At 53.1% G+C, this 13645-nt stretch carries 14 protein-coding genes and 1 pseudogene; 13 read left to right on the forward strand and 2 right to left on the reverse strand.

Features of this window, described 5'->3' with window-relative positions; translation table 11 throughout:
• Positions 1-33: 33 nt before the first annotated feature.
• Positions 34-501 (forward strand): annotated as a pseudogene (locus GOW98_RS18980) (integrase core domain-containing protein); the annotation flags it as partial.
• Between the two features lie 178 nt (positions 502-679).
• A complete protein-coding gene (locus tag GOW98_RS18985; protein ID WP_170334923.1) occupies positions 680-1105 on the forward strand; it encodes a hypothetical protein in 426 nt (141 codons plus the stop codon).
• 98 nt (positions 1106-1203) lie between these two features.
• Here GOW98_RS18985 and GOW98_RS18990 read toward each other — a convergent pair whose 3' ends face one another.
• A complete protein-coding gene (locus tag GOW98_RS18990) occupies positions 1204-2211 on the reverse strand; it encodes a helix-turn-helix domain-containing protein (RefSeq protein ID WP_170334925.1) in 1008 nt (335 codons plus the stop codon).
• Positions 2212-2348: 137 nt separating this feature from the next.
• Between GOW98_RS18990 and GOW98_RS18995 the strand changes: the two genes are divergently transcribed.
• From GOW98_RS18995 to GOW98_RS19030, 7 genes are all read left to right on the forward strand, one after another.
• Positions 2349-2546, forward strand: coding sequence for a hypothetical protein (locus tag GOW98_RS18995; RefSeq protein WP_170334927.1), 198 nt, complete (start codon positions 2349-2351; stop codon positions 2544-2546).
• 62 nt (positions 2547-2608) lie between these two features.
• A complete protein-coding gene (locus GOW98_RS19000; protein ID WP_170334824.1) occupies positions 2609-2986 on the forward strand; it encodes a hypothetical protein in 378 nt (125 codons plus the stop codon).
• Positions 2956-4203, forward strand: a complete 1248-nt coding sequence (locus tag GOW98_RS19005) for an HlyD family secretion protein (protein ID WP_217359643.1) — start codon at positions 2956-2958, stop codon at positions 4201-4203. The genes GOW98_RS19000 and GOW98_RS19005 overlap by 31 nt, the downstream gene beginning before the upstream one ends.
• 343 nt (positions 4204-4546) lie before the next feature.
• On the forward strand, positions 4547-5278 hold the full coding sequence (locus tag GOW98_RS19010) for a hypothetical protein (protein WP_170334929.1): 732 nt from the start codon (positions 4547-4549) through the stop codon (positions 5276-5278).
• 290 nt (positions 5279-5568) lie between these two features.
• Positions 5569-6585: an AraC family transcriptional regulator gene (locus GOW98_RS19020; RefSeq protein ID WP_170334933.1), complete on the forward strand. Its 1017-nt coding sequence runs from the start codon at positions 5569-5571 to the stop codon at positions 6583-6585.
• Between the two features lie 99 nt (positions 6586-6684).
• Complete coding sequence (locus GOW98_RS19025; protein WP_170334935.1) at positions 6685-7611, forward strand: alpha/beta hydrolase; 927 nt, start codon at positions 6685-6687, stop codon at positions 7609-7611.
• Positions 7612-7880: 269 nt separating this feature from the next.
• Positions 7881-8549 carry a hypothetical protein gene (locus GOW98_RS19030; RefSeq protein WP_170334937.1) on the forward strand — a complete coding sequence of 223 codons (669 nt, stop codon included), beginning with the start codon at positions 7881-7883 and terminating at the stop codon, positions 8547-8549.
• Positions 8550-9148: 599 nt separating this feature from the next.
• Here the strand turns inward: GOW98_RS19030 and GOW98_RS19035 are convergent.
• Complete coding sequence (locus GOW98_RS19035) at positions 9149-9751, reverse strand: TetR/AcrR family transcriptional regulator (protein WP_170334938.1); 603 nt, start codon at positions 9749-9751, stop codon at positions 9149-9151.
• 115 nt (positions 9752-9866) lie between these two features.
• On the opposite strand from GOW98_RS19035, the gene GOW98_RS19040 reads away from it, so the two are divergent.
• From GOW98_RS19040 to GOW98_RS19055, 4 genes are all read left to right on the forward strand, one after another.
• A complete protein-coding gene (locus GOW98_RS19040) occupies positions 9867-10808 on the forward strand; it encodes an alpha/beta hydrolase (protein ID WP_170334940.1) in 942 nt (313 codons plus the stop codon).
• Between the two features lie 74 nt (positions 10809-10882).
• Positions 10883-11821 (forward strand): SDR family NAD(P)-dependent oxidoreductase, encoded by a 939-nt coding sequence (locus GOW98_RS19045; protein ID WP_217359644.1) that lies wholly within the window; start codon positions 10883-10885, stop codon positions 11819-11821.
• A 57-nt stretch (positions 11822-11878) separates the two neighbouring features.
• Positions 11879-12850, forward strand: a complete 972-nt coding sequence (locus tag GOW98_RS19050) for an SDR family oxidoreductase (protein ID WP_170334942.1) — start codon at positions 11879-11881, stop codon at positions 12848-12850.
• Positions 12851-12880: 30 nt separating this feature from the next.
• Positions 12881-13429 (forward strand): hypothetical protein, encoded by a 549-nt coding sequence (locus GOW98_RS19055; protein WP_170334944.1) that lies wholly within the window; start codon positions 12881-12883, stop codon positions 13427-13429.
• Positions 13430-13645: the final 216 nt, after the last annotated feature.

The raw sequence follows: 13645 nt of genomic DNA on the forward strand, positions 1-13645 counted from the left end.
CTGCCGACCCTAGGGCAAATGCAGCATCGAGGATATTGCAAGGTGGCGCATGCCAAGCTCTACACCACCAAGACACCGATCACCGCTGCCGACCTGCTCAATGACCGAGTGCTACCATTCCATGACGAGCACGATCTGCCGGTGTTGCGGATCGCGATAGATCGCGGGACAGAATATTGCGGGCGTGTCGACAAACACGATTTCCAGCCCTTCCTTGCGATCAACGATATCGACCACACCAAAACCGAGGTGAAATCACCGCAGACCAATGGCATCTGCGAACGGTATCGCAAGACGGTGTTGCAGGCGTTTTATCAGGTCGCGTTCCGCGAGAAGCTCTACGACAGCATCGAAGCTTTGCAGGCCGATCTGGACGAATGGCTGCACCACTACAACCACGGGCGCACTCATCAGCGCAAAATGTGTTGCGGCAGAACGCCGTTCCAAACCATGATCGAGGGCAAAGAAATCTGGAAGGAAAAGTCCCTGAACCAAACTTGACCTGACAGACACCGCCGGAAAAACGGCCAACTGTCAGATCACATCGGAACTACTAAATTTGAAGGCCCAAAACAAAGCTGCCACCCGGCTCGTTTAAGAGCTGGATGGCAGCCTATCAGAAACTGTGCGAGTTCTGTGCGGGGTGGTCAGTCAAGTTGCGTCTGGATGCTAACAGCGCATGTCCAAGGGACCCTATGCTGACCAATCAGGTTTGTTCGGCTGTATTTTCTCCTTTTTCTTTTTTGATGGCGGTCGAGTTTCAGTCGTTCCGGTGTTTGTGGTCATCTTTGAAGTCGTCGCGGCGCTCTTGTGCTTCTTCCTGCGCGTCTTCAAAGTTGTCTTTCTGGATCGCACCGCCCACGGCACCAACTGCGGCACCGGCGGCAGCGCCTCCTACGATGTTTTCGCCGGCAATGCCGGCGACAGTGGCGCCGACAACTGCGCCTTTGATCGCTTTGTCGGTGACGTAGTCGGCATGAGCTGTGGCTGCCATCGTGAAAAGAAGCGCTCCGGAAATCGGCGCGAAAAAGAGTTTCTTCGAGGTCTTCATAGGGTTCATCCTGTTTCTGGGTCAGCAACCACCGCGGCTGCTGTGTGCCATTGAACTAGGTGACCCGATGGCTTGCTTTCTTTTGGAGACCGGACAAGGTTTTGTGGATCTTGGACATCTTGCGGCCCCGCGCGTGGCAGGCGCCGGTGGACTTAGCGGCCAGCTTTACGGAACCTGGCGGGCGTTTCACCCGTCCATCGCTTGAACGCCACTGAAAAGGCGGCCTGATCCGCAAATCCAAGCATGAAGGCAACGCGGGCAACACCCTCACCACTACGAAACATCCGCTTGGACAGGTCGCATAGCACCCCTTCTAAGAGTGCTTTAAAGCTTGTTCCCTCGGCCGACAGGTGTCTGGTCATAGTGCGCCGCGTCAGTCCAAGCTCTTCGGCTATATCGTTGCCGTTTGGAATCGGTCCGGGAAGACGCTCCCCGAGCATCTCCACAATGCGGTCGGACAAGCTTCGGACTGCATCAGGCTGAGCCTTTAGTTGCTCTTCCCCGTGCCTACGCAAATGCCCCAACAAAGTGGAATCTGCTGTTGGTATCTGAAAACTCATGCCGTTTGGGGGCAGAGCCAAGGCGTATCCGGACTTGAAGCCTACGACTTCACATCCCGCCAATTCGGCCAGCCGTCGGCAGTGCTCGACATCGTCCGTTTCCAACTCGATAGAGATCGGGGCAAGCCCGCCAGAGGTGATTTGTTGAACTCGCTTATAGAGGCCGAATATCAGCATTTCGCGATGACGAGGATATTGATGCGCCGGGATTACACTGCTCTCCAGAGTGATCTTTGGCTCGTCGAGCGCCCCCAACACGTCCAGACGCAGGTCAGGGTCTTGCATTGCGTAAAAACGCTGCGTCAGCGTCAGCGCGTCTTCGATCGTTTCGGCTGCCCGCACGATGTAAGCTAAAAGCGTTCCGGGACCTTGCGCCGAAAGCCCAACGCGCGCGGCAAAAGCTTTGTCTTCCAAAACCCGGCAGGCGGTTTCAACTGCGCCCGCCTCATGTAGCAGCTCGACAGTTGCGTCGGGGCTGTCGCCGATATCAGAGGGTGCCCCCGCCATTTCCAGGACTTCAGGAAACGGAATGCGCGCGCCGGGTTCTTGTGAATAACGCAGCCCGACGTTTTGCAGTCTGTAAGCGCTGATGCGTGGCACTTTCGCGTCCTCCCCTGAATGGCACGCAACTCCCTGCAGTCACAGCAATTGTCCAGAAGACAATAACAAATGTCCAGAACCCTCAGGATCGCAGACGCGACGACGGTTAGGTCCGGGTCATCAGAAAGGAAACGACCATGATCTACTTCGCAAGGTACTACCGCGTTCTTAAGGCAATCCAAAACTCCGCCAAACAGGAGTGGTCCGGTGGGAAAATCCACGGTCTGCACACTTCGGCGCTTGGCGAAAAAACATCGAACGGACGACGCTGGGATCCCCCTTACGTTCTGCAGAAGCAGCCCGCAGAACCTTCACAAAAATCGACCGAGAACTGACGTCCACCAGACACCTGAAATCTTCACACGCAGCATGGCTGTAAAACAAAAGGACCTGAAACATGAAACCACCCGCGTTCCTGATGGCGCCTATACTTGGCCTCATCTCAACTCCCGCCTTCGCCGCTGGTGGCGATCCGAGATGGTGGGTCGCGCCCAATCAGACCGACACCTATGCCTGGGTTGGCTTGGTTGTTCTCTTCCTGGCGATCCTACTGGTCGTGCACCTCTACGCGCGCTTTGAACGCTATACCGAGCGCAAATCAGTTGGCACTCCGCTGCGCACAACCATTCCAGTGATGCTTACCATAGCCTTGGCATACGAATTGATGCCCGCGCTCAGCCACTTCAGCATTCTGCTACCAGGCGCGCTGATCCTGACCGCAATCGCCCGTGACTTCATGTTGTGGTGGCGGCCTTCGAAAGAGGAGTTGGTATAATGATTGAACTGCTCGTCACATCTTTTCCGTTTGTCCTGCGGTTGATCTACCTAAAATGGCGCGGGATCCCAGTCACCCTCTACAACGTTCACCGGGCGCTGTTCATGTGGTTCGTCCTGGCCCTGATCGTTTTCTTTGCTGTATTCTACTACTACCCCAAGTCCTACACTGGCCTTGTGCCCTTCAGAACTGTTCCTGTCGTCGCAGAGAACGGCGGAACAGTGACCGATATCTATGTAAAAGGTGGCGATCGTGTCGAACCGGGTGCCCCACTGTTTGCCGTCGAGAATACGTCTGAACAAGCCGCTGTAGACTTTGCGACGCGCAAAGTTGAGGAGATCGAAAGCGCAAAACTAGCAGCTGAGTTGCAAGTCCAAACTGCGCAAGCCGTGCTGGATGCCGCCATAACCGCTCGAGAGCAAGCTGAGCTGGTACTAATGGATCACGAGGCGCTTCAAGCGAAAGGCTCTGCGGCCTTTCAAGTGAGCCAGCTGGAACGTGCCCAGGCAACCTTGAGCACCCGAGAAGCAGAGGTTGAAGCTGCAGAGACGCAGCTTGGCGTGGCACAAGTCCAGGCGCATGCCGTTTTGCCTGCCCAGCTCGCATCGGCGCGGGCGTCTTTGAAGCAGGCTCAGGTGGAACTGTCAAAGACACTGACGCTCAGTTCTGTCGACGGTGTGGTGGAACAAGTCACCCTGAATATCGGATCGCGCGCAGCACAAGCCGCAATGAGCCCCGCTATGCTGATCGTACCCGATCGGAAAGATGTTGAGCGAGGGCGTATCGTTGCTGGTTTCTCGCAGGTTTCACGCACCGAATTGTACGAGGGAATGGCGGCGGAAGTGGCATGCGAAAGCAACTTCAACATCTCGATGCGCAATACCGTTCTTCCGGCAAGGATCGTACGTATTCAAGAGTCTATTTCTTCTGGTCAGCTTGCACCCAGCGGTCGCTTGATCGAGCCTAGTGAAAAGGCGAAACGGGGTCAGATCGTCGTCCATCTTGACCTGGTGCACCCAGAGCACCGCGATCTTCTGGTGCCAGGTAGCGGTTGCATCGTCCAATCCTACACCACCAGTTTTGAAGGTAATATGGAAGGAACACTTGTCGCCCACGGGATACAGGCAATGGGTATCATCAAGGCGGTCGGTCTGCGAGTCAAAGCTTGGTTCGGTCTGACTTCGGGTATCGGTTTGATCGGCGGAGGACACGCCTGATTTCCAAGTCCAATCATTCTCAACAATCGCGGCTCCCAATATGTGTTGGGAGCCGTTTTTACTATTTGCGGGCAAATCGCAAAACATGAGCACTGCGTTGTCGTTTTCTACTGTGCGAGGAAAAGCCGGTAGGTCCACTCAGGCCAGTCCTTTGCAGAAGTATTGCGATCCCTAATATTAGCCTGGAATGCCAGGTTTGTCCCGCTGAGCAGACGATGAATGGTCCGTTGTGTTAACCTTGTAGGTCACTGCATCCACGGACCGCAAAGGCCGCTTTGAGTCCAAAGTAACAATCAGAACCCAAAGGTTATCCAAGTTGCGAGGAGCATCCGATAGTCTATAGATGCATACCGAGAGACTGGTTTCGATTGGAGCGAAAATGGCCTTAAAAGGTGTGAGAGCCAGGGTATCATTAAGGGTAGCAATTTCCTGCTTTCTTCTTCTGATAGCGTTACCCGTTTCTTCGAAAGAAAGCTTCGATCCACAGGGTTATTTTGTAAACCCAGATGAAGCCAATATGTCAGATTTGGCAAACTATTGGTGGCAGTGGTTTTACAGTATTCCGAAGATACAGAACCCGAGACTTGATCCCACCGGAATACACTGTGCTGCTATGCAATCAGGAGAAGTCTGGTTTCTTGCCGATGCCGAACCCGGCGAAATCACTGAACGGAAGTGTCAGGTACCTTTTGGGAAAAGCCTTTTCTTTACAGTTATAAACAACATCGGTTGGACGCCTCCCGGGGTTGAACAGAGTTGTGACGAGGCTATAGAGGGGGTGGATTTTGAGCCAGTTTCGACTGACGTTATCGAAGTCAAACTGAACGGGACGCCATTTCCAAATCCTGCATTGCATCTTGTTGGTTCGGCAGATTGCTTTGATATTCTTGACCGAATTCCCAGTGAGTACAATCCGCCGAGTTATTATCCATCCGCAACTGATGGCTATTGGTTCATGCTTAAACCTCTTCCGGTCGGCACCTACGACTTGTCAATTTCGGCGATTTCAAAATGGGACGGCGGCCAAAAAACTATTCAGGACGTGCGTTATCTGATCGAGGTTATTCCAGAATAGGTTTTAACAGCGACAGGAAACCCGAAAGTCAGCTTTGTCCGTCATGCCGGAATTGCAAAGTCCCGTGACGAACGTCTGCTTTGCGTTGCCATCAGCCAACCCCGCGCACCGCAGAGAATGACCACTTCGAACCCCAAAGTACCAGATGCTGTGCGTTGGTCGATTGACCGCTTGGGTCGTAGCAGCGAGAGGTGCTTGTTGGCGTGTTCTGCGACTGGTTTGGCGGGTGCGGCTATAAACTTCTGCGTTGTCATAGTCTATATTTTGTTCCGACACCGAGGACTACGCAGATGCCAACGCCCGACAGAATAAAGACGCCCGACATTTTCTGGAAAGCTCTAGAAAGCCTGTCGATCAGCCGCGCAGCTCTTTTGCGAGACGCAAAGCTACCGCCGAGCGTATTCTCACCTGAGGGGCGCATGACTACGAAGCAACTGTTTGCATTGTGGGATGCCCTCCAAGCCCTCGGCGGTGACGACATCGGCCTCGCATTGACGGATTCCATGCACGAAGCAACCTTGCCGCCGTCCTTTCTTGTTGCGTTCCACGCCAAGAATGTTGGGGAGGCTTTGCACCGGGTCGCGCGGTTCAAAGCACTGTGCGCTCCTGAAGAGTTTCGAGTGAGCGTCGAGGACGACGGGTGTGCTGTGACAACCGCTTGGACCTATGCCAGGCAGACGGAACCTGACGCACTCACAGATGCGACGTTCACGTTTCTGGTGAACATGGTCCGGGCGGGAACTGAACAAGCAATATCGCCTAAAGGCATCGAGCTACGTCGGAGCCGAAGCGAACGACTAGAGACCTGGTTCGATTGCCCCATTGCGTGGAACGCTCCGAACGCCCGAATTACCTTCAACCAAGCAGACTTGGAGATACCCTTCACCAGCTACAACAGCGAGCTTCTTGAGATGCTGGACGTGGCACTCGATGCTGATCTGAACAAGGCCGAGAACACCACATCACTGACCGATCAAGTCCGTTGGCACTTGCGGCGTGCTCTGACCGCCGGTCGCCCGGAACTACGCAGCATCGCACGTGACATGGCCATCAGTGAACGCTCCTTGCAGCGCCACTTAAGGGGTGAAGGGCACAGCTTTAAGTCGCTGTTATCAGACACGCGACATCAACTGGCGTGCGAGTATCTCGACGAGCCCGATTTCGACATCAGCGAGATCGCATACCTTCTCGGATACGAGGACCAGGTGTCATTCTATCGAGCCTTCCAAAAGTGGGAACACCAAACCCCGGCAGAATGGCGTTCCCGCCATCCAGACGGCCCGGACAAGGTGCCAATCCACACCTAGCGTCCGCTTCTCTCAAACGACCTTCAACATGAACCGCTTCCAACGGGCTCGGACGACCGGCCCCGAACAATCAGACACGCCAATTAAAGGAGAACAGAAGTGACTGCTCAACCAACCCCAGACCAACTTGCGACGCTCAAAGCGGTGGCCCGTGGCTCCGTGTCCATTGATGGCGAGCGCGCACCTATATTGGAGACGCCCAAGGACTACGGGATGGAACATGAAGATGTCACGTTCACTGCCGATGACGGCATCAAACTGGCGGCTTGGTTTATCCCGGCTGAAGGCTCTAACAAGCTTATAATTTGCAATCATCCGGCCACCCTCAATCGCTATGGTTTTCCGGGACATATGAAGCCTTGGAGCGATTTCCAGAATGTCGAAGTGAAGTTCGGCAAAGTGCACAAGGCATTGCACGACGCGGGCTACAACGTCCTAACCTACGATCTTCGAAACCATGGTGAAAGCGACACCGCCCCGGACAACGCCTGGGGTCAGGGCTTTGCAGATGAGTACAAAGACGTCTTGGCGGCATTCGACTACGTCAAATCGCAAGACACGCTGAAGGACATGAAAATAGGGCTTTTCAACCCGTGCGCCGGTGGTGGTGCCGCGATCCACGCGATGTCAGAGAACCCAGAATACTTCGAGGACGTGAAAGCGTTTGTTTGCGCTCAGCCTGCATCAATCAATGTCATGTCCAAGGTAGCCCTTGCTGGCATGGGTTTGGGAGAGTTTTACGACACGTTTGTGCAAGAAGTCGAAAGTGTCAGGGGGCTGAACCTGAATGAGATGACGCCTCACCTTTTCGCCAAGAACATCAAGATGCCGACCTATATTGTGCAGAACAAAGATGATGTCTGGACGGTCCCGGAAGACGTGCAGACCACCTTTGACCTGCTGCCGAACCCGGACAAGAAGCTGCATTGGATCGAAGACGGCGATACCCGCCGCTTTATCGGTTACAATTTCTTCGGTGAACATCCCGAAACGATGATTGAATTCCTCGACAAGCATATGAGTTAAAATTCACCTTGAGGAAGGTGCGGCCTGCCGTTCCTTCCTCGAAGATAGTTTCGCCAACTTCTAAGCGGTCATTCATGCGAAAGACCCGAATGTTTGCTTTGTCCGCACAACTGCCGTTAGTTACGTTGGTACAGGTAGATAGACAGACAAAAATTGGCGGATGACTACTCTGAGCCCTTGATGGCTGCTCAAAGATCGAATTTTTGCCACTTTTCTCTTTTTGATTGGGCTTTCGTTCTGAAGGCTAAAAGTGATTTGTGGAATTGAGTATGGCCCATCACCGAACCAGTGAGACTGAGACTGAACTTCACTATTCAGAAGTGAGGAATATCTTTGCCAAGACGGCTATGCAGTTAGGTTTGAGTGATCCTTATGCCGGGATTTTCGGTCAATCAGTTTGGCATCTTTGCAATCGAGGCTACCCCGGCATTACCAATTCAATAGCCTTTTTAATGATAAACAAGGATGTTCTGACGGAAGTTTGGAATGACCCGAGATATCCATATCGAAATAATCCTTTGTCTTTGGTTTGTCCAATTCGAACCGCTATTCTCGTCGAGCAAAAAATTGATATTGCAGAAGAAAGCGGAGACTTGGAGGATTTTTCTCTTACACTCGGACGCTCAGCGCTTCCTGTACTGAGCCTTCCACCGATTGCTTTCAATTTGAAACAGAAAAACTGCGGCTTCGACACCGTTCAAATCCTAGGACCAAGTGCGACAATCTCGATGTCGGACGCCGGAATGTCAGAAGCAGCTGACACCCTTTCTCATGAATTCGCTTGGGTTGGTAACAAGCACGATATCAAGAAACCGGTAACTTATAAGCTCTCGCGCGATGCCTGTTCCGAAGACGGGTTGTATTATTGTAAAGTGCGCCGCGAGACTCTGAGGTTGCCGACAATCCGACTTAATGGCGATGGTACTTTGCGTTTATAGGTTGGCATCCAAAGGTCCGGTTTTGTCCGCATTGCGGTCTTTGTCGATCCGGACCTCGAATGACAGGTTTCGTGACCCGGCATCAATTTCATCGTTATAACAAACCACGAACGTCGCTGTACGGATGTTGCGTGAAGCGATCTATAGTTGAGTGGTTAACTCCCCAGCGGACCATACGAACCAGAACTTCAATCGCCGGATAGCAGTCATTGATCCTGTGCTCGGAGAACGTCAGCCTCGATCCCATATTGTCAAGTGCTGCGGTTTACACGAAAAGGTAACTTACTTACTTCACGGGCATCCGAACTAGAGCGTCAGATGCCCGCTTTCGTGACCATCTTCGTTTCCAGTTTAATTACTCGCTGCCAGGCAGGGATGTTGATTAACACTTAAACACTCTAACGACCGTTTTGACGACACTCTCAGTCCAACAGCGGTCTTGGCGCTGCATATGCGAGAGAAAGCTGCGCCAGCAAACGTCCGGAACGGCAACGATGACAAAGTCCGCTTAGCTGTAATAAACCATTGAAAATCGAGCGCTGCAGCACCGCAAGTCCGCTCTGAGCCCATTTCAACCAATGCTGCATCTAGCCCGAATGTCAGCTTCGGGATTCTGTATGATACTGGGACAAGAACATATCAACACTCTCTTCAATTACGGTTGAAGCGCCATCCAAGCTGTCGGCTCCGATTAGGAACTTTGGCCAAAAGAAGAATGCCTTTGCACCTGCGGTAAGAAGCTCGGTCGCGTAATTCGGATCCACGTCTTTGAGTTGGCCTGCAGCTACAGCTTCAGCGACTATTGTACGTACCGGGTTGTTGCTCATCTCGGCGCGTGCAAACACGCGCCGGGCTAACTCCTGGTCTCGCAGATACTCCGTCATCACCATCCGATTGAGCCCCAAATACCGTTCGTCAGTAATGGCTGCGATGTAGTCTTCTAAGCCTTTAACAAGCTGCTCTCGTAAAGGTTTCTCTGGATCAAATGGCGTGGATTGGATGGCCCCGGTCTCATTTACGATGATCTCAACAATCTCATCAAACAGGGATTCCTTGGTCGGGAAGTGATTGTAAAGCGTGCGACTCGAAACGCTCGCAGCTTGCGCGATCCGCATGGTACGCGCGCCTTCAAATCCGTGCGACCGAAACTCTTCAACTGCTGCGTCGATGATATTTTGTCGTTTTTTTTCAGTACGCTTCATGGTTCAGAGCTCAAAGGTAAGAATTTTTGTTTACATTTGCTTGCCGCCACCCTAAGTAAACTACGCACCTTACTTTTGCAACACTAACACGCCACATCCCTAGGAGATCAAAGCGATGACGCGGACAGTTTTCAAAGCAGGCGCAAACCGAGTTACATTCAAATCCTTTGGTGTGGATTTGGTCGGCGATCTTTATCTTCCGGAAAGTTTTGACGAGACAAAGACCTACAAGGCAATCGTCGGTGCTAGCCCGTTTCCGCAAGTCAAAGACCAGGTTCCAGCCACCTATGGTCCAGAAATGGCGGCACGCGGATTTATCTACCTAGGATTTGACTACCTGGGCATGGGTGACTCCCCCGCTCTGCCGGGTGAGTTCAAACAGTCACGTTACATGTTCCGTCTGATTGAAAACACCTGGGATGCAGTGTCCTATCTCGGCACGCTGCCTTTCGTCGAAGAAATCTATGGCTTGGGCGTCTGTCAGGGTGGTTCGATCATCGCGTCGGCTGCTGTAACCGACCACCGCATCAAGAAGATTGCAACCGTTTCGGGCATGATGGCAGCGGACGCCTTCCAATGGACGGACCGCAACATGGCGAACATGATGATTGATGCTGCCAACGCGTCCAAGCAGAAGATGTACGAAACCGGCGAAGCGGATCTGGGCTGGCCCAATGTTCTTAATGACGATCAAACCGAAGAAGAGTTCGTCGCGCTTGGTGTTCCAATGGCCGCTGAAACCTACAGCTACTACGGTAAAGATGGTGTTGCAGGTCCGGGCACCATTAAAAACTTTACCAATGAGCATAACGGCGATCAGGCTATGCAGTCGTTGATTTCCATTGGAGAGCACTATGCTGACAAGATCACGCAGCCTGCGCTGATCATCTACAGCCCATCGGCCTTCACTGCGATTTGCTCGACCGCATTCACAGAGAGGCTGACAAACGAACACGAAGTTCTGACCTTCGACGAATTTGGACATGTTGAGTTCTACTACAAGCCAGAGGCCGTGAAGGCATCGACAGACGCTGTAGCCGTGTTTTTTAACAAATAAACTGTTTAGGCAGAGGCCAGTATTTGGTGTCTGCCACCCTCCTTTTTCTCAGACTGTTCCCTTGTGAGGAAAAAATGATTTCCTTCGACAAAGCCTCCACCACTGACCAAGTGCTGGCTGGTATCGACCTAACCGGCAAAATCATTGTGGTCACCGGCGGTTCTACTGGACTGGGTGCCGAAACGGCTCGAGCACTGGCCGGCCGTGGCGCGGGGATCACTATCGTGGCGCGTTCTACAAAAAAGATGGCTGCCGTCGCCGCCAGCATTAAGGAACAGACCGGCCAAGACATCGAAATAGCCTCGCTTGAGCTGGACAAGCCAAGCACCGTCCGCGCCTTTGCAGAAAGATGGCTGACCAAGCACGACAGGCTCGACATTCTGATCAACAACGCGGGCATAGGATCGCCACCACTCACTCGCACCGCAGAAGGTTGGGAGATTCAGTTTGCAGCCAACCACCTTGGCCACTTCCTGTTGACCAACCTGCTGGCCGCCCCTTTGCAAGCTGCGGGACACGCGCGGGTGGTCAATCTGTCGTCGGGCGCTCATGCCTTCGCACCGGTGAACTTCGACGATCCAAATTACCAAACCCGACCTTATAGCGCGCTGGAGTCCTATGGTCAGTCGAAGACTGCCAATATCTGGTTCACGACCGAACTGGCGCGTCGTTGGGCAGACAAGAACGTCAGCAGCTTCGCCGTTCATCCCGGTGTCATCAAGACCGAGTTGACCCGAGATATGGCAGAAGAAGCTTGGGAGGTGTTCAGGGTGATCGAAACCCAACACGCCGAGCTGTTCAAATCCATCCCGCAAGGGGCGGCGACCAGTTGTTGGGCAGCAACTTCGCCGGATCTTGAGGACAAGACCGGGCTCTACCTGGAAGATTGCGACGTGGCCGAACCTGTCGGAGAGAACCCGCTGACTGGAGGCTATGCCCCCCATGCCTATGACGCCGAAAGCGCTCAAAAACTTTGGGACCTGTCCAACGAACTTCTGGGAAAAGATTTCTAAACCTAAATACCTAATGGAGCACCCAAGTCAGTTGCTTGGGCAAGCAGGAGCACAACCATGAAGAAAGAAAACCCTTACGGCCCCAAAGGTTGGACCCCCGAGCGCGTAAGTGATTTGACTGGCGAAACTTACCTCATCACCGGCGCAAACGCTGGTGCGGGCTATGAGGCTGCCAAAATCTTTCTGTCCAAAGGGGCCGCTGTTGTCATGCTGAACCGCAGCGCTCCTAAAACCGAAGCTGCTATCAAGCAACTCAAATCCGAAGTTGGTACCGACGCGAAAGTTAGTTTCATCGAAATGGACCTCGCCGACCTGTCGTCGGTGCGCAAAGCCGCCGAGCGCGTGAATGCAGAAGTTCCGCAAATCGACGCCTTCATTCAGAACGCGGCCATTGCACAAGTTGCCACCCAGAAGTTCACCAAAGATGGCTTTGAAAGCCAGCTTGGCACAAACCACTATGGCCACTTCCTGCTGACAAGCCTGATCTTTGATCGTCTGGTCGAAAGCACAGCCCGGATTATTGTTGTTGGCAGTGGTGGCCACAAGATGGGCTTTAAACGGCTGCAGCTAGACGACATGAACTTTGACAAGAACTACAACCCCCATGTCACCTACTGCCACTCAAAGTTTGCGCAAATGATGTTTGCGTACGACTTGGAACGTCGCGTGAAAGCTGCGGGTCTTCCCGTCTCGGTGCACGTCTGCCATCCGGGCATGGCCAAAACAACACTGGCACAGGAAGAAAGCGCGGGCTTCATCAAATTCATGCTGACCATCGCAGCTCCGTTCGCCCAGTCCGCAGAGCGTGGCGCTTGGCCCGAGGTGCTCTGTGCAACCGAGGAAAACCTCAAAGAAACTGCCTATTATGGACCAACCAAACGTAATGAAATGGCCGGGTCGGTGGGAGAATGCGTCCTCGAAGAAAGTGTTCTCGATGAGGAACAAGCCAGCAAACTTTGGGAGTATTCTGAGAAGGAAACCGGAGCGCAATGGTCTTCGCTACTCAGGTACCCGGCTTCGGTCGCATGACCTCATAAACACCAGAAACGAGCAATAGACATGGAGCAGCCATCGGCACTGCGATTGATCCTTGGGGTGCCAAGGCTCATCTGGGCGTATTCGACGAACACTGTGAAACGAGCTCTTTTCATAGCCGCGCCACCACCGGAAACGCAAGAAGAACTGGCGCGGCTTGTCGAACGGACATTCCAGCACGAAATCAGGGCCGGATATGAACATCGCTTCATTCGTTTGATGTTCGTTACTGTCGGTGAACGGGTGTTCTGCCGCCAATACCAGTTCTCTCAGCATTCTTGGCGCGACGTTTTTCTCAGGAACCCTGAAGGCCAGATTCGGATGGACAAAACCGTAGTAAACATCGAGGCATCCGAACCAGAGGACTACGATCATACCATTCCGGCTGTGGATCAGGCCTATGCTGACACTCTACGGAAGATCGGCGCTAGCTTTTTGCTCGCAGGAGCCGTCACACCTAGGGCGCAGCGAAGCACGATGGAAATTACCTTGGCAACAAAAAAAGCGGCCAATGGCGTCGCCTCGTCCGACGGCAGCTTTGTCCGCATATCGGAAATTGCAAAGCCTGGCTAAGAAGGTCCGCTATGGGCTGCCATCAGACAATCCGCACACCGCAGGGAACGACAACTTAAGCCCAGAGCAGATTAGGATGCGACTACTGTAACTGTGCTTTGCACCCATTGGCAGGCCTTGCGGGACGATTGTCTTGGCGAAGTTGATCTCATGTCAAACACGGCTTCTTTGCTTTGTGCGACGATTTGTTCTTAGTGCCTAATTGGCCTCGTGTTA

It is taken from the genome of Ruegeria arenilitoris, from assembly GCF_013032445.1.
Classification (GTDB): domain Bacteria; phylum Pseudomonadota; class Alphaproteobacteria; order Rhodobacterales; family Rhodobacteraceae; genus Ruegeria; species Ruegeria arenilitoris_F.